Origin of the sequence: Robertmurraya korlensis NBRC 107688, from assembly GCF_001591645.1 — a bacterium.
Taxonomy (GTDB): domain Bacteria; phylum Bacillota; class Bacilli; order Bacillales; family Cytobacillaceae; genus Robertmurraya_A.
Genome location: NZ_BCVH01000020.1, coordinates 44,120 through 70,135, shown reverse-complemented (window position 1 = coordinate 70,135; position 26,016 = coordinate 44,120). Strand labels below are relative to the sequence as shown.

The 26,016-nt window shown below is 37.3% G+C and carries 26 protein-coding genes, 1 pseudogene and 1 riboswitch; of the genes and pseudogenes, 16 read left to right on the top strand and 11 right to left on the bottom strand.

Annotated elements, in window-relative coordinates; genetic code table 11:
- Nucleotides 1–30: 30 nt before the first annotated feature.
- Complete coding sequence (locus BKO01S_RS19430; protein WP_157077424.1) at nt 31–336, bottom strand: hypothetical protein; 306 nt, start codon at nt 334–336, stop codon at nt 31–33.
- Between the two features lie 295 nt (nt 337–631).
- Between BKO01S_RS19430 and BKO01S_RS19425 the strand changes: the two genes are divergently transcribed.
- The 3 genes from BKO01S_RS19425 (at nt 632) to BKO01S_RS24045 (ending at nt 1,495) form a co-directional block, all read left to right on the top strand.
- On the top strand, nt 632–1,033 hold the full coding sequence (locus BKO01S_RS19425; protein ID WP_066058255.1) for a hypothetical protein: 402 nt from the start codon (nt 632–634) through the stop codon (nt 1,031–1,033).
- Between the two features lie 175 nt (nt 1,034–1,208).
- Nucleotides 1,209–1,319, top strand: a complete 111-nt coding sequence (locus tag BKO01S_RS24050) for a YjcZ family sporulation protein (protein WP_084362151.1) — start codon at nt 1,209–1,211, stop codon at nt 1,317–1,319.
- A 32-nt stretch (nt 1,320–1,351) separates the two neighbouring features.
- A complete protein-coding gene (locus BKO01S_RS24045) occupies nt 1,352–1,495 on the top strand; it encodes a YjcZ family sporulation protein (RefSeq protein ID WP_084362150.1) in 144 nt (47 codons plus the stop codon).
- Nucleotides 1,496–1,534: 39 nt separating this feature from the next.
- Here the strand turns inward: BKO01S_RS24045 and BKO01S_RS19420 are convergent, their stop codons facing one another.
- The 5 genes from BKO01S_RS19420 to BKO01S_RS19400 are packed head-to-tail and all read right to left on the bottom strand — an operon-like array spanning nt 1,535 to nt 5,107.
- On the bottom strand, nt 1,535–2,305 hold the full coding sequence (locus BKO01S_RS19420; RefSeq protein ID WP_066058252.1) for a TatD family hydrolase: 771 nt from the start codon (nt 2,303–2,305) through the stop codon (nt 1,535–1,537).
- Nucleotides 2,306–2,312: 7 nt separating this feature from the next.
- The gene (locus BKO01S_RS19415; protein WP_066058248.1) at nt 2,313–3,047 is read right to left on the bottom strand and encodes an ABC transporter ATP-binding protein; all 735 of its coding nucleotides are present in this window, start codon (nt 3,045–3,047) and stop codon (nt 2,313–2,315) included.
- Complete coding sequence (locus tag BKO01S_RS19410) at nt 3,034–3,807, bottom strand: ABC transporter permease (RefSeq protein WP_066058245.1); 774 nt, start codon at nt 3,805–3,807, stop codon at nt 3,034–3,036. Before BKO01S_RS19410 ends, BKO01S_RS19415 begins: the two co-directional genes overlap by 14 nt.
- Entirely contained in the window at nt 3,804–4,097 is a 294-nt protein-coding gene (locus tag BKO01S_RS19405) for a thiamine-binding protein (protein WP_066058242.1), read from the bottom strand. The genes BKO01S_RS19410 and BKO01S_RS19405 overlap by 4 nt, the downstream gene beginning before the upstream one ends.
- A gap of 11 nt (nt 4,098–4,108) precedes the next feature.
- Nucleotides 4,109–5,107, bottom strand: coding sequence for an ABC transporter substrate-binding protein (locus BKO01S_RS19400; protein WP_066058240.1), 999 nt, complete (start codon nt 5,105–5,107; stop codon nt 4,109–4,111).
- A 104-nt stretch (nt 5,108–5,211) separates the two neighbouring features.
- A riboswitch (TPP riboswitch) is annotated at nt 5,212–5,322 on the bottom strand.
- Nucleotides 5,323–5,514: 192 nt separating this feature from the next.
- On the opposite strand from BKO01S_RS19400, the gene BKO01S_RS19395 reads away from it, so the two are divergent.
- The 7 genes and pseudogenes from BKO01S_RS19395 to BKO01S_RS19365 all read left to right on the top strand — a co-directional run bounded on the left by BKO01S_RS19395 (nt 5,515) and on the right by BKO01S_RS19365 (nt 15,004).
- Entirely contained in the window at nt 5,515–7,095 is a 1,581-nt protein-coding gene (locus tag BKO01S_RS19395; RefSeq protein WP_066058235.1) for a peptide chain release factor 3, read from the top strand.
- A 99-nt stretch (nt 7,096–7,194) separates the two neighbouring features.
- Nucleotides 7,195–8,178: an EAL domain-containing protein gene (locus BKO01S_RS19390; RefSeq protein WP_066058232.1), complete on the top strand. Its 984-nt coding sequence runs from the start codon at nt 7,195–7,197 to the stop codon at nt 8,176–8,178.
- Between the two features lie 166 nt (nt 8,179–8,344).
- A pseudogene (locus BKO01S_RS19385) lies at nt 8,345–11,420 on the top strand (efflux RND transporter permease subunit).
- A 95-nt stretch (nt 11,421–11,515) separates the two neighbouring features.
- Nucleotides 11,516–11,992: a hypothetical protein gene (locus BKO01S_RS19380; RefSeq protein WP_066058228.1), complete on the top strand. Its 477-nt coding sequence runs from the start codon at nt 11,516–11,518 to the stop codon at nt 11,990–11,992.
- A gap of 125 nt (nt 11,993–12,117) precedes the next feature.
- The gene (locus BKO01S_RS19375) at nt 12,118–13,173 is read left to right on the top strand and encodes a DUF5667 domain-containing protein (RefSeq protein ID WP_066058225.1); all 1,056 of its coding nucleotides are present in this window, start codon (nt 12,118–12,120) and stop codon (nt 13,171–13,173) included.
- Between the two features lie 107 nt (nt 13,174–13,280).
- Nucleotides 13,281–14,039: an RNA polymerase sigma factor SigI gene (gene sigI / locus BKO01S_RS19370; protein ID WP_232311285.1), complete on the top strand. Its 759-nt coding sequence runs from the start codon at nt 13,281–13,283 to the stop codon at nt 14,037–14,039.
- Nucleotides 14,036–15,004: an anti-sigma factor domain-containing protein gene (locus tag BKO01S_RS19365; RefSeq protein ID WP_066058219.1), complete on the top strand. Its 969-nt coding sequence runs from the start codon at nt 14,036–14,038 to the stop codon at nt 15,002–15,004. Before sigI ends, BKO01S_RS19365 begins: the two co-directional genes overlap by 4 nt.
- A 32-nt stretch (nt 15,005–15,036) precedes the next feature.
- On the opposite strand, the gene BKO01S_RS19360 is transcribed toward BKO01S_RS19365, so the two are convergent.
- A complete protein-coding gene (locus tag BKO01S_RS19360) occupies nt 15,037–15,234 on the bottom strand; it encodes an alpha/beta-type small acid-soluble spore protein (RefSeq protein WP_066058215.1) in 198 nt (65 codons plus the stop codon).
- A 109-nt stretch (nt 15,235–15,343) separates the two neighbouring features.
- On the bottom strand, nt 15,344–15,694 hold the full coding sequence (locus BKO01S_RS19355) for a DUF3905 domain-containing protein (RefSeq protein ID WP_066058212.1): 351 nt from the start codon (nt 15,692–15,694) through the stop codon (nt 15,344–15,346).
- A gap of 135 nt (nt 15,695–15,829) precedes the next feature.
- Between BKO01S_RS19355 and ykzP the strand changes: the two genes are divergently transcribed.
- Both ykzP and ykzE read left to right on the top strand, forming a co-directional pair.
- On the top strand, nt 15,830–15,991 hold the full coding sequence (gene ykzP, locus BKO01S_RS24700; RefSeq protein ID WP_198158853.1) for a protein YkzP: 162 nt from the start codon (nt 15,830–15,832) through the stop codon (nt 15,989–15,991).
- Nucleotides 15,991–16,125 carry a protein YkzE gene (ykzE, locus tag BKO01S_RS25075; protein ID WP_269748558.1) on the top strand — a complete coding sequence of 45 codons (135 nt, stop codon included), beginning with the start codon at nt 15,991–15,993 and terminating at the stop codon, nt 16,123–16,125. Before ykzP ends, ykzE begins: the two co-directional genes overlap by 1 nt.
- 22 nt (nt 16,126–16,147) lie before the next feature.
- Here ykzE and BKO01S_RS19350 read toward each other — a convergent pair whose 3' ends face one another.
- Together BKO01S_RS19350 and BKO01S_RS19345 are read right to left on the bottom strand one after the other, a co-directional pair.
- A complete protein-coding gene (locus tag BKO01S_RS19350; protein ID WP_066058209.1) occupies nt 16,148–17,899 on the bottom strand; it encodes a B12-binding domain-containing radical SAM protein in 1,752 nt (583 codons plus the stop codon).
- Between the two features lie 115 nt (nt 17,900–18,014).
- Entirely contained in the window at nt 18,015–19,049 is a 1,035-nt protein-coding gene (locus BKO01S_RS19345; RefSeq protein WP_066058206.1) for an acyltransferase family protein, read from the bottom strand.
- Nucleotides 19,050–19,310: 261 nt separating this feature from the next.
- On the opposite strand from BKO01S_RS19345, the gene BKO01S_RS19340 reads away from it, so the two are divergent.
- From BKO01S_RS19340 to BKO01S_RS19325, 4 genes are all read left to right on the top strand, one after another.
- Nucleotides 19,311–20,321 (top strand): 2-oxoacid:acceptor oxidoreductase family protein, encoded by a 1,011-nt coding sequence (locus BKO01S_RS19340; protein ID WP_066058203.1) that lies wholly within the window; start codon nt 19,311–19,313, stop codon nt 20,319–20,321.
- A complete protein-coding gene (locus BKO01S_RS19335) occupies nt 20,321–22,615 on the top strand; it encodes a thiamine pyrophosphate-dependent enzyme (protein WP_066058200.1) in 2,295 nt (764 codons plus the stop codon). Before BKO01S_RS19340 ends, BKO01S_RS19335 begins: the two co-directional genes overlap by 1 nt.
- A gap of 159 nt (nt 22,616–22,774) precedes the next feature.
- Nucleotides 22,775–24,241, top strand: coding sequence for a PAS domain-containing sensor histidine kinase (locus BKO01S_RS19330; RefSeq protein WP_232311284.1), 1,467 nt, complete (start codon nt 22,775–22,777; stop codon nt 24,239–24,241).
- A 14-nt stretch (nt 24,242–24,255) separates the two neighbouring features.
- Nucleotides 24,256–24,753, top strand: a complete 498-nt coding sequence (locus BKO01S_RS19325) for a methylated-DNA--[protein]-cysteine S-methyltransferase (protein WP_066058194.1) — start codon at nt 24,256–24,258, stop codon at nt 24,751–24,753.
- A 23-nt stretch (nt 24,754–24,776) separates the two neighbouring features.
- Here BKO01S_RS19325 and mtnK read toward each other — a convergent pair whose 3' ends face one another.
- The gene (mtnK, locus tag BKO01S_RS19320; RefSeq protein ID WP_066058191.1) at nt 24,777–25,964 is read right to left on the bottom strand and encodes an S-methyl-5-thioribose kinase; all 1,188 of its coding nucleotides are present in this window, start codon (nt 25,962–25,964) and stop codon (nt 24,777–24,779) included.
- Nucleotides 25,965–26,016: the final 52 nt, after the last annotated feature.

Genomic DNA, 26,016 nt, shown 5'->3' with positions numbered 1-26,016 from the left:
TTGAAAAGCCATCAATAGATGGATTTTGTTTTATTCCCAATCTTCATATTTGACGATTCCGCCTGTTAAATCAATTTCTGAGCGATCTCCTTTGTAATATAGCTTTCCATTTTCAGATTGAATCAAGTTTTCATACGTATATACTTCTTTCCCACTTGGTAAGACGATAATTATTTTTTCTCCTGGTTCGTCCTTCTTGGGTGATTCAATGACAATAGTCTTATTTAAATAAAGCTTCGCAACTAAAAAGAAAAGAACGATTAGGCTAACTAGTAAAAAGATAATTTTCAAACTAACCCAAGGTTTATAGATCATGTATCGCTTCAATCGACTCACTCGTGTCTCCGCCTTTACTTTATTCTACCTTTCAATCTATGCAGGAATAAGATGGAAGTTTCCTTTTTTCACAAAATCTATTAAACTACTTTAGGATGGTTTTTTTTATAAATAGATGGCAAATTACCATCAATAATGGCAATGAATGAAAAAAACATAAAACAATCGTCCTGAAATTTCATAAATAATAGAAAAGCTTGTGTACTAGCTAGGCCGATTGTCCAATTTTATAAATCGACAAATTGTGATAATGTATGCTTACATACGAAAATGAGGAAATAAAGGAAATGGAATTATGAAAAAAAATATGGCATTAATTTTTAATACGATTGATGGTGTTTCTCTTTGGAAAATTAATAGAATGCTAAAAAAGCTTTCTAAATCAAAATTGATGATATTGGATTTAATGAAGGATGATAAAATTGTGATTCATCTTCCTTCAAAGAAGGAAAGGGAAATAACTAGTCTAGAAATGAAAAGAAAGTTACTTAAAGAAGTGGTTCAGTTAGATGGGTTTGAATCCTTTAATGTTAGTGTTTTAGAAAATTGCCGACCAGTTTACAAAGAACAGCTAACTCAATTTGGTCTGTATCGCTGGATCGAACTTCCTTTGCCAAATCAAATCCAGTACGAATATAATTTTGCTGAAATGAAAGAATCAATTATTAATAATTACGAAGTAAGACCAATCATGTAGAAACAACAGCCTCCTAGCCGGGGGCTGTTGTTTTTTTTGTTAAAGCTAACCTTCGATGTTACGCCCCTGAACAAGCCGCTTCCGCTTTTTAACTAAAAAAGGGCGGATGACTATTCGCACATTTTAGGATTCTTACATAGGATATATTGACTTACAACTAAGGAGGTAATTTAAAATGTCAGAACAATTTGGTGGATATGGCGGAGGTTTCGCTCTGTTAGTAGTATTATTTATCTTATTAATCATCATCGGTGCTTCTTGGGGCTTTGGCGGATACGGCTACTAATCTAATTTTAAAATATTAAAGGAGGAATAGATATGTACGGATACGGATATCCTTACAGCGGTTGCGGCTATGCTGCTCCAGCAGTTGGTGGCGTTGGGTACGGCGGTGGCTTTGCGCTAATCGTAGTACTTTTCATCCTATTAATCATTGTTGGTGCTGCTTGCTTTAAGTGGTAATAAAAAAGAATGAAGGTGGGGTTTCTCACCTTCATTCCTTTATATATCAAAAAAATTTCTAGTGTTTACATAGAGTGTCTCATAGGTCTTATCGATTGATATAGTTTTTAATTCAGAAAGCTGTCTTACTGTTTGATGGATCATGTTGGGGTGGGTAATTCTCCCGCTAAAAGGACCTTCAAAGGGCCAGGGACCATCCGTTTCCACCATCATCTGTGATATTGGAAATCGCTTAGCAATAACCTGAATTTCCTCTTCATACAAAATGTCAGGAGTAAGTGAGATGAAATGACCGTTTCGGATGATCCGATCCATATCGGTATCTACCCCTTTAAACCAGTGAAAATGTGCTTTTTCTATGCTGTGCTTTTCTAAAATCGAGCAAACGGTCGGTACATCATCATAAACGGCATGGAGTGAGATAGGCAAGTTGTTTTTACTAGCAAGCTTTACCCATTCTTCAAGAAGTTCCTTATATGGTTCGAGTGAGGAACTCCAGGAGCTAGAAGTACGTAGGTAATAAGGAAGCCCAACCTCACCAACTGCAATCATTTCGTCGATATGTGAGTATACCCATTGAAATAGATCAGCCATTTCTTCGTCTGTAATTATTGCTTGCTCAGGGTGAAATCCAAACGCTGTTTTGACATTTTGATATGACTTTGAGAGAGTAGAATTTCTTTTACATGATTCTAAGTCATAGGATACGCTAATAAGCATATCCACTTGGTCAAGGGTCTTCATCATCATAAGAATTTCATTGTCTAAATACTTATCTAAATGTAAATGGGAGTCTATTACTTTCCTCATGTAAGAATCAACCTTTTCTCAATAGATCATGAATCATTTTTTTATGTTGAAGAAATTCACCGGTAAACAGCATTTCTTCATCTCTTGGTCGCAAAAAGGGAACAACGACCTCTTGTTTAATTCTTGCTGGTTTAGCGGATAGGACAAATATACGGTCGGAAAGAAAGAGCGCCTCCTCAATATTATGGGTAACAAAGATAATGGTCTTTTTGTACTGTTCCCAGATAGAAAGCAACCATAGTTGCATTTCCTGACGGGTTAATTCATCTAATGCTGAAAAAGGTTCATCTAAACATATGATTGGTTGGGGACTAAGGAGTGCTCGTAAAAAAGCAACCCTTTGCTTCATACCGCCTGAAAGCTCGTGAGGATAAGCATTTCTGTACTCCAGTAGCCCCGCTCTTTGTAGCATCTCATCTGCTTTTTTATAATCCTTTTTCGCTTGTAGCTCTTGACCCAACAGAACATTTTGAATGATCGTTCGCCAAGGAAGTAAGGAAGGAGATTGGGGCATATAACTTATATGTCCTCTGTCTCCTGTGATTTCTTCCCCTTCGAGTATAATTGACCCCATATATGGAGTTTGGATCCCGCCAATTAACTGGAAAATGGTGCTTTTCCCACTTCCTGAGGGACCAAGTATGGTTACAAACTCACCGTTTTTCACAGAGAGGTTAAGATCATGTAAAATTTGTTTATCTCGATAAGAAAAAGAAACATTTTGCATTTTAAGAAGCTCCATGATTTTCCCCCTCCGCTTTCCAACGAATAACGAACCGTTCCAACCAATTTATCATAATAAAAAATAACAAACTTAATGCCATAATGAGAAATATGGCAACAAACACTCGATCTGTCCGAAAAGATGAGGAAGAAAGTGTCATGTATACTCCAATGCCATTCTCAGATCCTAGCCATTCAGATATAACAGCTCCCATGACACTGTAGGTTGCTGAGATTTTCAGCCCTGAAAAGATCGAGGGGAGAGCAAACGGAAGCTCAAGTTTCCAAAATAACTGTCGCTTTGTTGCTCCTGCCATATGCATATAATGGAAAAGCTCTGGAGCAACTTGGCGGAATCCGTCCATTGCTGAAATCGTAATTGGGAAGAAACAAACAAGTGTAATAACAATTAATTTCGGTAAAAGACCAAAACCAAACCAGATGACAAGTAGTGGTGCAAGTACGATAATAGGAATATTCTGCGATAGAATAAGAAGTGGATAGAAAGATTCTTTTAAAAAAGGAATATTATGTAAAATAAAAGCGGTTAACAGTCCTACTGTAACTCCTGAAAAAAAGCCTAATAAAATAAGCTGAATAGTTGAAAATAGATGAACAGAAACACTGCTCCACCCATTAATAAGTTCATTAAAAATTTGTAATGGAGTTGGGAGAAGCCATGTAGGAACCTCTGATATTCTTACGGTAAATTCCCAGCCAATGAATAAAAGGAGGAGAACCAAAATTGGTCTCCATCCCTTTGGAAGTTTGTGAATCATGAACGATATTTCTCCGTAAGTGTATCCATTGTTATTCCATCTGGTTGGTAAAGAATTTTTATCTGCGAAATAACATTACTGCTTCCCATTTCAATCATCTTTTCATTCATTTTCGTAATAACTGCAAAAAGCTCCTGGAGATCACCCTCCATTGTTGTCTCAAGCGGATGAACCTCATACTTTACACCAGAAGCATCAATAATGGCTATTGCTTCATCTACGTAAGGAATCACATTTTCACCATTTTTTGTTTTAGGGATAATTTGAATACTAACAAGTGCGTTTGCCATATGACCAACTCCTATTGTGGTAAAAATTCATTCGTAAAGGCTTTTTCTGCATCTAACTCGGATTCTAACAATCCATTTTCAAGCATCCAAGAAGCATAGTTTTCCCACACTTCTAAACGTTGCTCACCCCATTGGTTTGCATCGTCTTGATATTTGGTAGCCAGCCATTCCTGACTTTTCTTTACAAGCTCTGCGTCAAGCTCAGGAGCAGCTTTGATTAGGACGTCCGCCGCATCGGAAGGATTGTTGATAGCAAATTCATAGCCTTTTGAAGCGGCTTTAACAAATGCTTTTACTGTTTCGGGATCCTTATTAATCATGTTTTCACTAGTTGTTAACACAGGTGTATAGTAGTCTAGCTTTTCGGAGTAATCGGTTAAATAAACCATGTTAATGTCTTCTCCTCGTAATTCCGCTTCCACACCTGTCCAACCGTAGTATATCCAGGCGAAGTCAATATCACGTTCGACAGCGGTAAAGAAATCCGCATCTCCTATATTTACTATATTTACTTTATCTACATCCGCTTTCTCCTGTTTCATAAGAGAGGAAATGATGGATTCTTCAACAGGTGAACCCCAGCCACCGTAAGTTTTCCCCTCAAAATCCTTAGGTGATTGAATATTTTTAGATGCAGGTGATGCAAACCCAGATGTGTTGTGCTGAATGACTGCAGCTATAGAAACAAGCGGGACACCTTGCACTCTTGCCTGTGTAATTCCCTCTTGATACCCTACACCGAAGTCAGCCTTCTCAGAAGCAACAAGTTGGTCTGCGCCTGCCTCTCCCGGCATTTGAATCGTCACATCTAGACCTTCCGCTTCAAAAAAGCCTTTATCTTTCGCCACGTATAGTCCTGTATGATTCGTATTTGGTGTCCAGTCTAGAACGACCGTCACTTTCTTTAAGTCATCCTTATTCGCTTCGTCTTTCTCTGCACTCTGTTCATTTGTATTTGAACATCCTGCAAGTAACACGGTAGTTGCTAATGCAGCTATCCATTTTTTCATTACTTGTCCCCTCCAATGGTATAAGTAGGAATAGATCTGAAACTCTAGACGTCAAAAAACGCCACAGTTTTGAACCGGGCGCATATGTTTTAAACAAATATTTTTTGTCTAAAGAATATGTTCCCTACGCTGGTATCATCCAGATCAGGTTCAAAGGGTTAGCATCAGTTGGATGCACTCTCAACCGGTCTTCACCGGTTCCCCTACAATTCTTACCTATTAAGTTTGATTTCTATCTCATTATAGCAGAAAATTTTTTCTTGAAAAGGAAGAACCTTCATAAATTGTCTTACATAATGATAGGTTTGTTACTGCTTTTGCAAAAGAACACATTGCAAACTTTATACAGTCGCGATAAGATTGAAGTTATGGATGAATTTGTGTAAGGAAAGAAAGGAATTTCTATAATGGCAAAAAATTTCAAAGATGATGTACAATCACGTCGCACATTTGCAATCATTTCCCACCCGGATGCTGGGAAAACAACATTAACAGAAAAGTTATTGTTATTTGGTGGTGCCATTCGTGATGCGGGAACAGTAAAAGGAAAGAAAACGGGTAAGTTTGCAACAAGCGATTGGATGGAAATTGAAAAACAACGTGGTATTTCCGTTACTTCAAGTGTGATGCAATTCGATTATAACAACTGTCGAGTCAATATTCTTGATACACCAGGGCACCAAGACTTCAGTGAAGATACGTATCGTACACTTACAGCAGTAGATAGTGCGGTCATGATTATTGATTCAGCTAAGGGGATTGAAGAGCAGACATTAAAGCTATTTAAGGTATGTCGCATGAGGGGTATTCCGATTTTTACCTTTATCAATAAGCTCGATCGTCAGGGGAAATCTCCATTAGAGCTATTAGCTGAGCTAGAAGAGGTCATGGGGATTGAATCATATCCAATGAACTGGCCAATCGGTATGGGGAAAGAATTCCTAGGAATTTACGATCGTTTCTATAAGCGAATTGAACAATTCCGTGTAGAAGAGGAAGAGCGGTATGTCCCATTAAACAAGGATGGGGAAATAGAAGGAGACCATAAATTAAAGCAGTACTCCTTATATGATCAAACATTGGAAGAAATCATGCTATTAAATGAAGCAGGAAATGAATTTTCTCGTGAAAGAATTGCAAACGGGGAGCTAACACCTGTCTTTTTTGGTAGTGCACTAGCGAATTTTGGTGTACAGACATTCCTTGAAACATATCTTCAATTTGCTCCTTCTCCCCAAGCTCGGGAATCTACGGAGGGGAAAATTGATCCATTAATAGAAGATTTCTCGGGCTTTGTTTTTAAGATTCAGGCTAACATGAATCCTGCTCACAGGGACAGAATCGCCTTTTTACGTGTATGTTCAGGGAAATTTGAAAGAGGAATGACCGTCAATATTCCACGTTTAGGGAAGCCAATGAAGTTATCTCAATCCACTCAGTTTATGGCGGATGACCGTAACACGGTTGATGAAGCAGTTAGTGGAGATATTATTGGCTTGTACGATCCAGGTACGTATCAAATCGGAGATACATTGACTGTTGGGAAAAATAATTTTCAATATGAAAAGCTTCCACAATTTACACCTGAACTCTTCGTTCGGGTCTCAGCTAAAAACGTGATGAAGCAAAAATCCTTCCACAAAGGAATTCAGCAGCTAGTACAGGAAGGTGCCATTCAGCTCTTCCGTACAATTCGGACAGATGATTATTTGTTAGGGGCAGTGGGTCAACTCCAATTTGAAGTATTTGAGCATCGGATGAGAAACGAGTACAATGCAGAAGTATTGATGGAAAGATTGGGTTCGAAAATCGTTCGTTGGGTTGAAAATGAAGAAATTAATGAAAATCTTTCTAGCAGCCGTAGCTTGTTAGTAAAGGATCGCTACGATAAGAAAGTATTTCTTTTTGAAAACGATTTTGCTCTTCGTTGGTTCCAAGAAAAAAATCCAGACGTTACGCTTTATAATCCTATGGATGATTACCAATAAGTACCTAGAAGCCCTCGTGTCCTGAGGGCTTCTTTTTTCTAGGATAAAACACTATTTTTGGTATAATAGTATTGATTCTTAAGTCCTGGAGGAGCTTCTATGAAAAAATGTACTGAATGTGGAGTTAGTTACAAGATCAATACCTCAGGTTACTTATTTATCGAGGGGATGAATAATGATCGTACTTATACTGAGTATAAGTACTCTTCGATTCAAGAATTAGAAGACTATTTAAAAACGCTGACTAGAGAGCTAAAAGATCTTTCGGAAGTAAAAGCAGCTGTATCGAATGAAGCGGAAAAACCAATAGTATTGACCTCTTTACCTGTTTTATTAGAGAGAGTAAAAAATCGTGAAATTGTTCAAGTCATTCAAACGGGGGAATTAATTGGACATATACAACCAATCATCGATTTACAGAATAATCAATTATTCGCATTTGAATCCCTATTACGTACGAATGGCATGAACCAAATTCCACCGGGCCAGCTATTTCAGGTAGCAGAAAAAACGGGGTTACTCTCGATGCTTGACCAGAGGGCAAGAGAGGTGGCTATACAGACTCGTAGAAAGTATATAAAAAAAGGGGTCAAAAGCTTTATAAATTTTTTGCCATCGACCATTTATAATCCGGAATTTTGCCTTCAGCATACCTTTCATCTTGTTAATAGATATGGAATCGATCCAACTGATTTAGTGTTTGAGGTCGTGGAGACAGAGAAAATCGATGATGTCGAACATTTGCAAAAGGTGTTTATCACTTACAAAAAGCAGGGGATGAAGGTGGCACTTGATGATGTTGGCTCAGGCTTCTCTACAATAGAGATGCTAGAACTATTACATCCCGATTATGTAAAAATTGATCGAAGCTATATAGACCACTGTGATCAAGATAGGCAGAAACAAAAGTTTTTAAAGGAAGTTCAATTAATAGCACAAGACCTAAACATTCAAGTTCTGGCAGAAGGAATTGAAAGAATAGAAGAACTAGAGTTGTGTAGAGACCTTGGGATGAACCTGGCTCAAGGGTATTTTGTTGGAAAACCTAAGACAGGGGATCAGTATATAAATCTACAAATATAAAATCCTTTTATGTAAGCTTCTCCTATAATGGAGAAGCTTTTTTTCTTGCAGGAGAGTTTGAAAACAGCGCTTATTTGCATACGAAATTTGCCTTCTTTATAATATGGGTCATAAAAACCCTTTAGATGGCTGAATGTGTGAGTGGTTGAGAGGAGTGTGCCATGGGATGAAGATTAGTGAATATGCTATAAAAAGACCCGTCTTTACAATTGTTACGATGTTCTTAGTGCTGATTCTTGGAGTTGTTTCTTTAGTGAATATCCCTTTAAAGCTAATACCAGAGATCAAACCTCCGGTAGGTGTGGTAGTAACAAACTACCCTGGAGCGAGTCCTGAGGAGGTTGTAGAAAAAATTACAAAACCACTTGAAAGTAATTTAGCGACCCTACCTGGTATAAAAACTCTCACCACCACCTCACAGGAGGGAGCAAATTTTATCCTCCTTCAATTTTCATGGACGACGCATATTGATGAGATACAGGATGAAATTATCCAACGCATCGATCTAACAACACTTCCAGAGGATGCAGGAAAGCCTAGGTTCTTAAAGTTTGACCCTTCACAGTTTCCTGTTATTCAGCTTTCGTTAAGTGCGGGAAAAAACGAGAAGATGCTAAGGCAGCTAGCTCAAGAATTAGAGCTTGAGTTAACAAAAGTGGATGGAGTCGCGAGTATAAATATATCTGGAACGACAGCAAAGGAAGTAAAGGTTGAGCTTAATCAGGAGAAATTAAAGGAGTTTGGATTAAGTCATAGCGATATAGTTGATCTAATCCAAGCCAATAATATTTCAATGCCAGGTGAGCCTATTTTAACTGAAGGTAAGCAATTAACGACAAGAGTTATATCTTCGTTAGATTCTATTGATACATTAAAAAATCTAACAGTGGTAATGAACCCTTTATTAGGAGAAGAAGTAATTTTAAGTGATATAAGCCATGTAAAACTGGAAAATCAGGATGATCGTACCATTACTCGTACAAACGATAATCCATCTGTTCTTCTTAGTGTCCTTCAGCAATCTGATGCAAATACGGCAGAAGTTTCCAAAGCATTCATAGAAAAATTAGAGAAACTGTTGAATGAGGATAAATATAAAGATATTCAGTCAGATATCATTTTTGATCAAGGGGAATACATTAAACAAGCCATAGGAAACATAACGAATTCCTTAATCCTTGGTGGACTATTTGCAATGGTTGTTCTTTTTTTCTTTTTAAAAAATGTTAAAAGCCCTCTGATTATTGGCGTTTCTATTCCGTATTCAGTTATTTTTACATTTGTATTAATGTATTTTTCGGATTACACGCTTAACATTATGACGCTTGGAGGACTAGCATTAGGGATTGGAATGTTGGTGGATAACTCGATAGTGGGTGGTTATTGAAAACATTTACCGTCACTTGGCGATGGGCAAGGATGCAAAGGAAGCAGCTCGTATAGGCTCATATGAAGTTGGTGGGGCAATCACTGCCTCTACACTGACAACAGTTGCTGTTTTTTTACCAGTTGTTTTTATTACAGGAATTATTGGAGAGCTATTTAAGGAATTTGCCGTTACCATATCTTTTAGCTTGATTGCTTCGTTGTTAGTATCCTTAACCGTAGTTCCCATGCTAGCAAGCAGACTATTAAAGTCACCAAAACGTAATATTGAAAAGGAAAGACAAAGCTCATACATACTGCAGAGACTTGAAAGAGGAGTAAGATGGTGTTTACACCATCGAGTACTTGTCCTAATTATTTCCACTTTGTTATTAGTTGGTGGAGGGTTTGGCTTAACAACTGTAGGAATGCAGTTTTTACCAAAAACGGATGAGGGATTTTTTACAATTCGTGTAAAGTTAGGAAATGGAACAGCGTTGTCAGAAACAGAAAAAGTACTGGTAGCAATTGAAAAAGAACTGAAAAAAGAACCGGATGTGGAGACATATGTTAGCCTAATTGGTACAACACAGGAGGGTTCATTCAGAGGAGCAAGAAATGCAAATGAAGCAGAGATGTATGTAAAATTAAAACCAATTAATAAACGTACACGTTCTATCTTTCAATTTTCGGATGATATAAAGGAATCAATCGAAAAGGTAGCAGTGTCTACGAATGCAACGGCGAGACTGTCATTTAATATGCAGTCAACTGCTGGCTCGAATCCCAATACACTTACATTCAGTGTACTTGATACAAATAAGGAGAGGTTAGAAGAATCCGTTAATAAAATCTATGGAAGCTTAAACAAACTGGAAGAAGTAAACGAAATTACAACAGACCTTATGGAGCAACTAGAAGAAGTTCAGATTACGGTGAACCGTAGAGAAGCATTAAAACAGGGGCTGATGCCTGCAGCCATAGCGATGATTGTGAATAATGTGACTCGTGGCAGTATAGCGACCCAGATGGTAGATGACGACTTAGAAATCTATCGTGTAATTGTTGAATATGATAAAGATGTTAGTGAAAGTGTAGAAAGCCTAAAAGGCTTGCTGATCAAAAATCCTGCAGGGAACTATATTGAGCTAGGCGATGTAACCAATATCAAACGTGGGTATGGACCTGTCAGAATTGAACGAATTAACCAGCAGGATGCTGTTCAATTCACGTTAAAGTATAAGGATACAACGAACCTCGGTTTCATTTCTAGAACAGTCGATCAGGAGATTAAAAACCTGAAGCTAGCCGAAGAAACAGAAATTATTTTTAGTGGGGACCGAGAATTGCTTGATAGTGCATTAAATCAATTGATCTTAGCCTTTGTCTTAGCCATTACGTTTGTGTATCTTGTAATGGCAGCACAGTTTGAGTCCTTGAAATTTCCACTTGTCATTATGTTTACTGTCCCGTTAATGGTAATAGGTGTTGCCCTCGCGCTGACCATTACAAAGACACCAATAAGCTTGACTGTTATCATAGGAGTGATTGTCCTAGCGGGGATTGTCGTTAATAATGCTATTGTTATTATAGACTATATCAATCAAAAGAAGGATCAAGGTATCGAATCGGTTGAAGCAATTATCCTTTCTGTAAAAGAACGGTTTCGACCAATTCTGATGACAGCCATAACAACCATTTTGGGACTTATCCCGCTTGCTCTTGGTATTGGGGGTGGGACAGAAATTAATCAGCCTATGGGGATTACGGTGATTGGTGGATTAGTAAGCTCGACGTTTTTAACATTGTTTGTGATTCCGGTTGTATATAGCATTTTTGATAGGGGAAGTAGGAAAATCAATGGAAATAATGGCTAATGTCGAAAAATGTAGGAAAACTCTTATGTGTTCAAGTGATAATTCCAAACTAATTCGTGCAACCTATAGGTAATGAAAATTAGCTGGTGATTAGAATGAAAAAACAAGGGAAATTAGAAGCTGTATTGTGGAGTGTTGCGCTGCCTGGGTTTAGTCAGCTTCTTAGGGGAAGCTACGTGAAAGGGGTACTATTTGTACTCTTAGAGTTTGTAGTAAATGTAATGAGTAACTTTAATGAAGCCATTATGTTAAGTTTTTTATGGGAGATTGATCGAGCATTTGCAGTACTTAATTATCAATGGCTAATGTTTTACCCTTGTCTTTATATGTTTGCGATGTGGGATGCCTATCGACACGCTATGCCAGAAACGGAGGAATATTCTTATCTCCCTTTTGCCTTCGGAGCATATTTTGTGACGGTTGGATTGATGCTTTCAAAAAAAGTAAAGATCTTTGGTGTCATGTTTGGTCCAATCTTTCTCCCGATGATTTTTTTGGTTCCTGGTTTGCTTATTGGTTTTATAATCAGATACATAATTTTAAGAGCAAGGGTGCCAAAAGTGAAGTTCTAACTTTTTTGTTAGAACTTTTTTTTTGTTTTTCTTTTTTTACCCCCAAAGCACTCAGTAGTTACTCGTAGGTATTTAGTGACTAGAAGATAGCGGCCGCTTCTTACAATACGACTGAGGTGAATGAGATGAACAAACATACTATTTTCGATCTTAATAAGATTACTAAAGGTGCCTTTGCTTTTGTTTTAGCAGGTTCACTTTCATTAACAGCATCAACTGCATTAGCAGAAGAAAATGAGAACAGTGAGTCGCAAGTGGTTGAAGAAACAATAACAAGTGAAGAAACAAATACGAACGAGGAAGTTATTTCTTTAGATGACGCACTCGTTGATGAAAATACAGATAAAGTAGAGGAGCCAAAGCTGTTACCAGGAGATTTCTTCTATTTTGCAAAAACTGCGTTAGAAAAAATCCAGTTAATTCTAACTTTTGATGATGTAAAGGAAGCAAAGTTACTTGCAGAATTTGCAACGGAAAGATTAGCAGAAGCGGAAGCTCTATTCTCAGCAGGTCTAGAGGAAGAGGCATTAGCTGTGATGGAGGAAGCGTTAGAAAATATTTCAATTGCTGAAGAGACGGTAAGTGAAAATACCGAAGAAGCAACTGAAGATGCAACCGAAGAAGAGACTAACACTACAGAAGCAACGGAAGAAGATGTAGATGCTACGATTGAAATTATTGAGAATGATGAGGAAGTAGTTGAAGAAACAGAAGAGGTTAAAGAACAAATTTCTCAAAATATTATTGCACTCACAGCGGCAATGGAAAAAGTAAAAAATCCTGTGGCTAAAGCAGCTCTACAAAAGAATATTGAAAAGAGTTATGCAAAACTAGCTAAAAAAATGGCTAAGCTTGAAAAGAAAGCTTCTGAAGAAGATAGTGAAGAAGTGACTCCGGTTGAAACGGAAGATAAAACAACAACTGAAGAAACAGATGTAACAGTAGCAGATGAAACAACTACTGAGGAAGAAGTTATCGAAGAAAATACTGAGGCAGTAACGACTCCTGCTCCTGCTGCTGCTGCTAAAGTAACGAATCAAGTGAAGGTTGATCAAGCTCAAAAGAAAGCTGAAAAGCAAGAAGTAAAGCAGGAGAAAAAAGCTGAAAAGCAGCAAGGAAATAAGTCAAATAATCAGCAAAAATCAAATACGAGTGAACAAAAAGGAAACGGTAAGAACTAACATTTTTTCATAAAAAGAGGCCATTTTTTTGAATGGCTCTCTTTTTTCCAATAGCTTACCCTTAAAAATCCCAACAAAGTATCGTATGATATATGGTGATAAGTGAGGTGAAGCTGTTGTTAGGTTTATTATTCTTACCAAAAAAGAAAAAACGCACACTAGAAGAGACTGTTTTTGCCATTCAAAATGGAGATCAAGGACTTCAAAATGAGCTCATTCATCAATATAAACCCTTTATTGCAAAAGCGGTATCTTCCGTTTGTAAAAGATATATTAGTGAAACAGACGATGAATTTAGCATTGGGTTAATTGCATTTAATGAAGCGATACAAAAATATAGTTCAGATAAAGGCAGCTCCCTACTTAGTTTTGCAGAGGTTATCATAAAAAGACGAGTGATTGATTATATCCGGCAGCAAATCAAGCACCAAAATCTTTCTCTGGATGCAAATGGATTTGAGGAAAGTGACGAAGAGATTGCACAGTCAAGTCTTGAAGCAAGTATGTCGCTTGAGGAGTACCATAAACAAACAGATGAAGAGTTAAGAAGACAAGAAATTATGCATTTTTCAAAGCTTTTGACAGAATTTGATTTAACTTTTAATGACTTAGTAGAGAACTCTCCAAAGCATGCGGATGCAAGAAAAAATGCCATGCTGGTTGCTAAGGAAATCGTTTCTAATGAAGAAATCAAGCAAATTTTAGTAGAGAAAAAGAGACTCCCAATCAAACAAATTGAGGATTCAGTAAGTGTTAGCAGGAAGACGATTGAGCGGAATCGAAAATATATTATAGCAATAGCTCTTATTTTAATGAATGACTATCTATATTTACAGGATTATGTTAAAGGGGTGTTGGAAACGTGAAACAAGGAATCATAATGGAAGTTAATGATCGTTTTTTAACATTATTAACCCCCGAAGGTGAATTTTTAAAAGCGCGTAATCAAAGTAGAAATTACCAAATAGGACAAGAAATCTCCTTTGTTCCGGTTGAGAAAGAAAGTTTCTTTAATGGATGGAGCAAGGTTTTTCATAAAAAAACTGCAGGAATCCTTGTTGTAGCTTCTCTTCTTCTATTATTTACTTTCCTTCCATCTAGAGTGGATAACGAAGTTTATGCGTATATGTCGATTGATGGAGAATCAAGCATTGAACTTGCTGTTAATAAAGACCTAGAAGTTATTGATGTGGTAGCTTATGACGAGAGTGGAAAAGAAATTATTGCAAACATTGATTGGAAAAATACACAGGTTGAGAAAGTATCATCTGAGATCCTAGCTAACGTTGACAACGAAGACTCTGTATCGCAAGGAATTGTCGTGGGAACGGTATATGCTGGAACTAATGAAAAGAAAATAGATGAAAAGCTTGAACAAGTGATTATTTCTCTAAAAGAAGAAACGACAGTAGAAATTGAAGATGTGAAGGCAACTGCTGAAGAAAGAAAAGAAGCAAAAGATAAGGGTGTTTCAGTAGGTAAATACAAAGCTCAGAAAGCAAAAGAGAAGGCAAAAGAGAAGCAAACGGATAGCTTAAAGGAACAGGAGACATCCGTAGAAACACCAGTTCCGAGTGTAACTATTCCAGAGAACAATTCAGGAAGTACACCTGTAACGAATAATAACGGGAATGAACATGCCAACCCAAATGCTCAAAAGGATGGTTCAACTGAGCAAAATCCTGGGAATGGTAACTCGAATAAAAGCAATCCTGGGCAGCAAAAAAAAGAACTAAACCAAACAGCAAAACAAAATGGTAACTCAATACAAAAACAAGAAGTAAAGAATAAGCAAGTTCATGGAAATAAAGAAGAAAAGCCTCGCAAATAATGCGGAGGCTTTTTGCCATTTATATGAAGTTTTTAAAAGTTACGACCTGACATTTGTGATTGTGCTTGTTTAACAAGTCGCTTTGTAATTTCTCCACCAACTGAACCATTACCTCTGGAAACTGTATCTCCGCTTAACGTAACGCCAAATTCTTGCGCGATTTCGTATTTAACTTGATCTAAAAACTGCTCCACGCCTGGAACTAAAAGCTTGTTGCTATTTCTTGACATATTCTCAACTCCTTTTTAGTAATCACAGAGGAACATCTCTGTATGTGTAGTATGCAAGCATTTACTTCATTACATAAGTGGTAAGTTTTCTTATTTTAGGGAAGTGTTATTAATCTTTTCCGTGACTAACATCCTTAGTGGGATGCATGAAAGGATATCCCTTCGGTTTTTTCTTACTTTCTACAAGGTCTCGATTTTCACTTGTATTCCAACCAATATCATTGGTCGGATGTACCCATTCGTCTCCAGACATAATTGCTGGGTCTGTATCCTCGCTCCATTGCTCTAAAGGGGAGTTAGGTGATGAATAATGGCTATCTCCGATTACAACTCCTTGAGAGTTAATAAATGGTGGTTCAATAACCATCCCTGTTCCTTTAAAGTCAGGAGAATTGATTTGATGAGGCAGTGTCCCATCAATTGAGTAGTTTTCTTCCATGTTCTTTTTCTTTTTGGTCATAGCATTCATTCCTTTTTCTTTTATAGTTTGTTTTCAGTGGTTTTTTATAAGTAGTAAATGGAGACAAAATAAGGAAGAGTGAAATAAGAAAGAAGAGTAAAAAATATATGTAGTTCCACTAAGGAGGAATGAATAATGGCAAAAAGAAAAGCAGAGCGAGATGCTGCTGTGAAATATAGCAAAACCCCTAAGAAAAATGTAAATGAATCCGAATTTTCAGCAGAATTTACTGCAGGTGAAGACACCATGAAGGGCTTTAACAGAAATTCTAAACAAGGAAGAAAAGGAAGATCATAATGAAAAAGCAAAAATCAACACCAAATGTCGAATTTGGAAGTGAATTTGGTGATATCAACGCAGCAAAACATTATGAGGTTCCACTCATGAACGCTGAAAAGAAGAAGGACAATAAGAAAGACAAAAAAAAATAAGGAGGGGCTTTGAAAGCCCTCCTTATTTATTATTTTTTGTACCGAATAATAGCGATTGTTGTTTAGTAGGTTCAAAATAAGCTAACAGACTAGTTTTCCCCGGTAAAAATACTCCTGTTTCCATGTATTCTGGATAGTCAAAAGAAAGCTCCTCTACAATAGAATGCTTGTAAAGCTCCTTCTCTTTAATACCTAAAGCAGCGAAATCTTCTCCTAACATGCGAGGCTCTTCTAGGAACAAGTGGTATAGAGCAGATCTCTCATCCTTCTGAAGCCGATCTTCCCACCAAGACTTTCGTGGTTTGAATTTGGCATTCTCCAAATAATCTATCTTCATTAAGCTTAAGATGATATCCCGGTCAGGGAGATTGATTGTTTCGATAAATTCAAACAGTCGCTTATATAAATCCTCAAGCTGGTGACCTATCCTAGACCAACCTCTATCTTCCCAATAAGACCCAAATTGTTGGAAAAATTCAAAAGGAGAGGAGAAAGAGTTCGTAACTAAATATTCAATCGTATGGTCCATGCGATGATCATTCCAATACTTTTCTAGTACATCCTCAACCTGTTTGATTCTAATAATATCATCAAAGGATAAGACATTATTACCTAGTATTTCATATGGAGACTGATCCATATAAATGTATTGATGATCTGCAGCACGTAAGCGCAAGCCAGTCCCTCTGAGCATTTTTAAGAATCCAAGTTGGAGCTCCTCCGGTCTCATCTCAAATACATCATTAAATGTCCTTTTAAATGTATCGTAATCTTCTTCAGGCAAACCCGCGATTAAATCAAGATGCTGATCAATCTTTTTTCCTTCTTTAACCATCGTTACAGTACGGGTAAGCTTTTCAAAGTTTTGTTTTCTCATCACAAGTTCATTTGTATAATCATTTGTAGATTGAACACCAATTTCAAAGCGGAATAAGCCTGGAGGTGCTTCTTGGTTTAAAAATTCAATAACCTCTGGACGCATGATATCAGCGGTAATTTCGAATTGAAAGACTGTTCCAGGTAAATGTTCGTCTATAAGAAAACGGAACATTTCTAGAGCATAGCTACGACTAATGTTAAAGGTACGGTCAACAAACTTAATCGTTTTTGCCCCATTTTTCATTAAATAACGTATATCTTCCTTAATCTTTTCACGATCAAAATAACGTACTCCTACTTCAATAGAAGAAAGGCAAAATTGACAACTGAAAGGACATCCACGGCTAGTTTCAATATACGACACTCGTTTTCCTAGGTGTTTTATATCCTCTTCAAAACGGTATGGGGAAGGAAGCTCACGTAAATCAAGCTTATGACGCTGTGGATTTAGTTTGATTTCCCCTGTTCCGGTACGATAGGAAATTCCAGCCACATGTCGATAATCTTTCTCAGAGTTTAGCTGTTGTAGGAGATTTTTAAATGTTTCTTCTCCTTCACCAATAACAATAAAATCAAATTGAGGTACTTTTTCCATCCATTCCATCACATCATATGTTACTTCGGGTCCACCTACAACAATTTGGATGGAAGGATTGATTTTCTTAATCATACTAATGACTTTTATTGTTTCTTCAATATTCCATATATAACAGCTAAATCCAATTACATCTGGCTTTCTTTGGACAAGGTCAGTGACTATATTCATTGTTGGATCCTTGATTGTATATTCAGAAAGATCGACTTGAAATTCAGGTTCAGCATAAGCTTTTAAATAACGAATAGCTATATTGGTATGAATAAATTTTGCGTTAAGTGTTGCTGCAATAACTTTCATCGTGTGCTCCTTTGTATTTCTTTTATGCAATCATTCTATTTTATCATAGTTTCTCCAAATATAGAGAAGGGAAAACCTAACATACATATGCATAGAAAAAAAGGAAGCCGTAGTCTTAATGACTGAGCTTCCTTTTTTCTATATATTTCTGAAATCTTGCGAAATATTGCTTGATACGTGACACCTTCAGTTCTATTAATGGCTGGGCAAAGGTCGTAAAAAGCTTGCTAGATAACAGCACGGTAATGACAAATGATAGTAATAGAAGCAAAAAGAAGGTTTCTATATTGTAAAAATAATTCTGTAATTCGCTATGGCGGAAAGGCTGAACAATAAATCCGTGTAGCAAATAGACGTAAAGCGTATTTTTCCCAAAAGGAGTGAAGAATAACTGACGCTTTGGAATGAGTGAGAAAAAGGCTAGAACCAACAAAGTACTAAGCAAGAGAAGTCCAAATCTCATCACAGGAGCTGTATAAATTTCTGCTCCTAACGCTTCATAAGGCTTTGATCCAAATAACCATTGATAGTTCATATCAGGTACTATATAAAACCCAGTGAAGACGATAGTAAATAGAACAAGTGACGCTATTCGGTACGGTCCAGTTGTTAGAACTTTAAAATGCTCCTTCTTTAAATAAAAGCCAATTAAAAAGAGTGGGAAAAAGACAAAGGTCCTTGATAGACTTAAATAATTTGTCATCCAATCCACATATCCAACAAGGAGACTCAGTATAACTGCCAATGTAAGGGCAGTTTTCCTATTAACCATAGTAAAAATAAATAAGAATAGATTCCAAAAGAACAGACTTATTAAGAACCAAAGAGACCAATGGGGATCAAATGGGTCTACCACAAAAGTCTTTTTAGAATCCAAAAAGAAATAGAAAACTGAATAGATTAACTGGAAAATTAAATAAGGGATGATTAATTTAAAGGAAATTTTCCGTAAATAGCCTTCCTTCTGAAAGCCTTTAGCAAAGTAGCCCGAAATAAGAATGAAAGCCGGCATATGAAAGGTGTAAATAGCTTTATATAAAGTATAGACCGTATGGTGGTCTTGAATGAATGATTGGATCAGATGACCAAACACAACAAAAAACATCAAAATAAATTTTGCATTATCAAAGTAGTAGTCTCGTTTTTTCATTTTATCCTCCTCTGAAATTCTACTACTAGTTACCCTTTTTATCTAGTCATAAAACCTGACACTTTTTGTTATTTCACCCCTCCCTGTTTTAGTACAAAAAATAAACTGTTATATAACTGGGTTGACTTGATATTAAAGGAGAAATCATAAAAAAAAATGGCTGTTTCATAAAAAAAGTTCGATTGTTTGATATTTATCACAGCTAAAAATGGATCATTGCCTTAAAATTTAAACAATTACATTTCGTTTTGGGGGGAGCTTATGTCGATTTTACCGGTTAAAAATGAGTTGGGTTTTTTTGAAATACGATTGGAATCCATTGGGGGATTAGGTGCGAACCTAGCTGGGAAAATGCTAGCTGAGTCTGGGGTTCTTGGACACGGGTTAAATGGTTCGAATTTTTCCTCTTATGGATCAGAAAAGAAAGGCTCACCAGTTAAGAGCTTTATCCGATTTTGCGATGCTGAGGTAGAAATTAGAGATCATAGCCCGATTGAACAGCCTCATGTAATCGGGGTTTTTCACGAGGCTTTATATAAAACTGTTGATGTCGTAAGCGGTTTAACAGGCGACGGTATTGTATTGGTTAATTCAACTAGAGATTTTGATGAAGTGAAAAAAGACTTGAAACTCACATATGGTACGCTGGCCATCGTTGATGCACTTAGTATTGCCGTTGAAGAAAGAACAAAAGTAAATACTGCTATGCTAGGTGCCTTATTCCGTATTTGTAGTTTTTTAAATCCTGATACTATGCGCGATGTTATTCGAAAAACGTTTGAAAAGAAATATCCTCACTTGGTTGAACCGAACATTCGTACATTTGATCGTGGTTATAATGAAGTGCAGTTCAAAACTTACGAGGTACCAGAACATGCAGAAGGTAGAGCATTTACAAGACCCGTGCCACAGCTTGGATATCAAACACAGGCTATTGGGGGAGTCATGATTTCGCAAGCAAATAGTATCCTGAAGGATTTAAGTGGCTCTAGACAAGGGTTTATTCCAGAATTCCACCAAGAAAAATGTATCAGTTGTGCTGCTTGTGATACTGTGTGTCCGGACTACTGCTTTGTTTGGGAAGAAGGAGAAGATAAACGAGGCCGTAAACAGACCTTCCTGAAAGGTATTGACTATCAATATTGTAAAGGCTGCTTGAAGTGTGTGGAAGCATGCCCAACAGATGCATTAAATGACCTTCGAGAAGTGATTGGTTACGCAAAAAAACATTCAATAAAACAATACTTTCCATTTGTAGGGAGTGAAGGGTAATGGCAACTTTAGAAAAAGAATTACAGGCGATGGGTTTACCTGAACAATTAGCTACGTTTGAATCTGGAAATGAAATGGCAGCTATGGCAGCTGCTCAAATCAACTATCATTTAATGGGTTATTTTCCTATTACTCCCTCAACAGAGGTGGCACAGTATTTAGATCAAATGAAAGCTCGTGGAGAGCATAATATTAAATTGATTGCAGCTGATGGTGAGCATGGATCTGCTGGTATTTGCTACGGAGCGGCTGTTACAGGTGCACGTGTATTTAATGCAACAAGTGCAAATGGGCTAATGTATATGCTTGAACAGCTACCTGTTCAATCTGGTACAAGATTCCCGATGGTAATGAATCTAGTTACTAGATCTATTAGTGGTCCTCTAGACATAAGAGGAGATCACTCTGATTTATATTTTGCTTTAAATACAGGATGGGTGATATTAACTGCAAGAACCCCTCAAGCGGTATACGATATGAACATCATGGCTTTAAAAATAGCGGAGGACTCAAAAGTAAGATTACCGGTTATCGTTGCTTATGATGGTTTCTTTACTTCGCATCAGAAGCGGAAGGTGAACTACTTTAAGGACCGCAAAGTGGTACAGAACTTTGTAGGTGAATGTCCAACTGACTATCATGTTGCTCGTGATCCAAAAAAGCCTGTCACTATCGGTGCTCATATGAATGGTGACGATCTATTAAACAACCATTTCCAGCAATCAGAAGCTATGTATGCAGCTGGCGACGTATATAAAGAGGTAGCAGAGCAGTACAAAAAGATATCTGGTAGAGAATATCCAGTTCTTGACTTGTACGGCATGGGGGATGCGGAAGTTGCTTTGTTCTTATTAAATTCTGCGGCAGAATCTGCAAAGGATGTAGTAGACCAGCTTCGTGCTAAAGGAATCAAAGCTGGAGTGATCAGCCCAAATATCATTCGTCCTTTCCCTTCTGAACAAATTCGTGATGCACTGAAAAATGTAAAAGCACTCTTAGTTGGGGAGCGTGCAGATTCATATGGAGCAAACGGGCCAAACCTTACTCATGAGGTGAAATCTGCCTTACAGGAGGATAAAGAAAATCAAACACTTGTATTAAGTCGTGTTTTTGGACTTGGTGGCAAGGATTTTTACGCGGATGATGCAGCGAAATTCTTTGAGCTTGCCATAGAGGCTAAGGAAAAAGGATATGTGGAGAAGGCATTTGATTATTATGGTCATGTTCCTGGCGAAGTTGAAAATGTAATGAAACCAGTTATTGAACCTCAGTATGGAGATGCATACAAAACAGGTTTAATAGAAGTCAAGCAAGATGAAGAAACAAATAAACTAAAGGTAAAAATTCCGCCTTTACGAGCATTGACGACAAAGCCAAAGCGTTTAGCATCAGGTCATGGTGCATGTCCTGGATGTGGGATCTTCCCTGGACTAGAGCTATTCTTTAAAGGGATAGAGGGAGATGTGGTTGTTTTATTCCAAACAGGCTGTGCGTATGTTGTAACGACTGCGTATCCACATTCATCACATAAGCAAACGATGATCCATAATTTATTTCAAAATGGTCCTGCCACTCTATCAGGAACCCTAGAAGCATTTTTGGAGCTGAAGGAAAGAGGAGAAGTACCGGTTTCTGACGATGTCACGTACGTTATGATTACAGGTGATGGCGGAATGGACATTGGTATGGGTTCTGCGATTGGAACAGCTTTGAGAAACCATAAGCTGATTATGCTTGAGTATGATAATGAAGGGTATATGAATACGGGATCGCAAATGTCTTATTCTACTCCATTGGGGCATATGACGAGTACAACAAACGTAGGGAAAGCTCAGCAAGGAAAGGCATTCCATCACAAAGATACCGCTCAAATAATGGCTTCCACAAATATACCGTATGTGTTTACTGGGACAGAAGCATTTCCACAAGACTTAATTAAAAAGGCGGCAAAAGCTCAGTGGTATGCCCAAAACGTGGGAACGGTTTACGGAAAGATTTTAATTACCTGCCCATTAAACTGGAAGTCTGAGGAAAGATTTGGTCAAACCATTATGGAAGCGGCAGTAAACTCATGTTTCTTCCCTCTATACGAAGTGGAACAAGGGGAAACGACGATTACCTACAATCCAGAAGATAAGAAAAAACGTATTCCTTTATCGGATTGGTTAGCCTACATGGGTAAAACAAAACACCTACTGAAGGAAGAAAATAAACCAATGCTAAATGATTTTGGTAATGAAATAGAAGCGAGATGGCAACGTCTGAAGGCGAAGCACGAAAATCCATTTTTATAATAGGCAGGAGCAAAGTGGGGAACTCACTTTGCTCCCTTTATTTTTAGAGTCGAATACAAATTATTACTCTTACTAGAAAGCGTTCTTTTTTCCTATAGAGGAGTTTTAGGAATAGTGTAGAATTCATAATGAAGAAGTTCCTTTATAAGGAGAGATATCGTGAATACGTTCATTTCTAATGTAGGTAAGGAGAAAGTACGGATAGAGCATATGGTGAAAAATGATACTGGAATACAAATGGAGCATCTCTTTAAATCATTTTTTGTAGAATCTCTAGATGCAATCATTTTCTGGAATGAAAATAAGACAGTTATTGACGCTAATGATGCAGCGTGTCGCTTATTTGAGTGCAGCCTTGATATATTAAAACGTTATCCCATTGATACATTCGTGTACGAAAAGGACGAAAAGTATCATTCCGCCAAACAGGAGTTATACAAAAAAGGTTCCATTCGAGACGAATTGCTTTTTCAAATGTACAATGGTCAAATGAAATATCTTGAGTTTTCTACCAAGCTATATATAGTCGGTGACTATCATATGACCATTTTTAGAAATGTGACGGAACGGTACCAAATGGAAAAAAAGCTAAGAGAAAGTGAGCAAAAATTTCGTAGAATTTTTCAAGGCTCTCTTGATGGGATGCTATTATGGGATGAGAATCAAAGAATAATTGATGTAAATCCTGCTGGTGAAAAGTACTTAAAAGCAACCAAATATCAAGTTGTCGGAAAAACAATGCGTGAATTGTTATTAAATAGTCATTTTTCAGATGAAGAGCTAAATGAGGTTATGAAAAATGTCATGATGGAAGGACACGCAACAGGTACTTTAACCTTAAAAACAAGAAGTGGGAAGACATTGCATTATGAGTATTCCACCAAACAAAATGTAGTTAGTCACCTTAGCTTGACTACATTTAGGGATGTAACGGAAAAGCTAGAAATGGAGGCGAACCTTCATAAATCTGATACTCTTAGTGTAATTGGTCAGCTAGCAGCTGGAGTTGCACATGAAATTCGTAATCCCATGACTGCGTTGAAAGGTTTTATTCAGCTTTTAGAGGACTCAAGTGAAGGAAAGCATCCCATGTATTTTGAGGTGATTTCAACAGAGTTGAATCGGATTGACGCGATTATAAATGAGTTTTTAATTTTAGCCAAACCACAAGCGATTAAATTTGTGGAGCATAGTATTACTCAGATTATGTCCGAAACTGTAAATCTATTAAGCGCACAAGCAGTTTTATACAATGTTCAATTCCTCCTTCATTATGATGATGACTTACCAACATTAATATGTGAGCCTAATCAACTGAAAAAGGTTTTTATTAATATGATTAAAAATGGCATAGAGGTCATGCCAACCGGTGGATTTATCACTATTACAATGAAACAAACAACAGATAATCGGATACATATCTCAATAAGGGATGAGGGATATGGTATACCTGAGGAAAAACTAAAAAAACTCGGTCAGCCTTTCTATACGACTAAGGAAAGGGGAACTGGTCTAGGGCTTATGGTTTCTTACCGGATTATCGAGGAGCATGAGGGAACGATTAAAGTCGAAAGTGAAGTCGGAAAAGGAACGGTATTTCATGTGTATTTACCAGTCGAAAAATAAAGGTGGTATAATTTATGAATAGATTCTATGGAACAGTGGAATCTGAGCTAGGGACTATCTATATAGTAATCGAAAATGATCTGGTTTCAGCCGTTCACATTGGTGATGAGGATTTTCAGAAGCACGAGCGGGGCAAGAAACCTATCTTTTCCCAAGATAATGAATTGGTAGAAGAGGCAGTTCAGCAAATGGAAGACTATTTCTCAAATAGAAGAAAGCGCTTTGATTTGCCACTTCAGATGGAAGGTACCGAATTTCAAACATCTGTTTGGAAGGTTCTTTATTCCATTCCATTTGGGACTACGTATAGTTATCAGGAAGTAGCAGAAAAGATTGGAAATAGTAAAGCAGTTCGCGCGATTGGACAGGCGAATAAAGCGAACAAGCTTCCTATTATCATTCCATGCCATAGAGTGATTGGGAAGAATATGAAATTAACTGGCTATGCAGGAACCCGAACAGATATAAAGGAAAAGCTCCTTACTTTAGAAGGAGCTGGCTTTAAACAATAGAAAGTTTCCGAGTAGAGAATCATCTACTCGTATTTTTTTGTTTGTAAAAATGTAACTAACTCTTCAATGGATGTGAACTCATTACGCTTGAGAATTAGTTCTCTGCCTAACGCTAATGTCTTTCCTTTTGCTGCGATTCGCTCTTTTTCGTCCGAAAGACCATCTAAGTCTGCGACATGGGCAAGACCAATGGTTCTTCTAATAAGTTCGCAACCAGCAAATCCGATTGCATCTTGAAAGTATTTTTGTAGAGTGTGAGAAAGGAAACCGTTAACTTTTGAAAATGGTTCCAAATTGTCATTTTCCCAGAGTACGGAAAATTGGTTCTGATACACATTCCAAAATGTTCTTACTTGAGAGTATACCGCCTCGGACTTTTCTTGGAAGGCAATTGCTTGAAACAATAAATTGGCTATCACTTGACCAATATCAAAACCTACTGGACCAAAGTAGGCAAATTCCGGGTCAATTACTTTTGTTTCTTCTTTCGAAACAAATAAGCTTCCTGTATGAAGATCCCCATGTAAAAGGGCCTCAGCCTCTGTTAAAAAGCTTTTTCTTAGTAACGCCACTTGAAGTTTTAACTCTGTATCATTCCATAGTTTTTCAACCTCTGAAGTAAGCTGTGGTTCAAAATCATTTGTCTCAGCATCAAAATAAGGATCTGAGAATATAAGGTCCTCTGTAATTTTACATAATTCCGGGTTAATAAACTTTCCAACAAGCTCTTTCTTTTGTCCCTTATCCAAGCCGAACTCCGATGTGAAAAAGGTGGTATTGGCTAGGTATGTTCCAAGGTGGCTTGATAGCAATGGATATTCGTTTCCATCAATTAACCCTTTTCTAGCAATAGTTAGATGGGAAAGATCCTCCATAATCGTTATGGCTAATGTTTCATTCGTATAATACACTTCAGGAACAAATTCAGGAGCATGCTTCTTAAAAAGTTTTAATGCCTCAGCCTCAATGGTTGCTCGTTGTAATGTGAGTGGCCAAGACTCTCCTACTACTTTTGCATAGGGAAGTGCTTGTTTAATAATGATTCCATTTCCAGCTTGATCTTTAATATGAAAAACTAAATTTAAGTTTCCATCTCCTATTTCGGTACACGATAGAGTACTAGTTTCAGGGAATAAATTTCTCTCTTTTGCTAGTAAGATAGCTGTTTCTTCTGTTAGTGGTTGATAGGTTTCTTTTACTACTGTTGACATAATGATTATCCTCCTATTGCATAAAAAAACCTCTTTCTACTAGAAAGAGGTT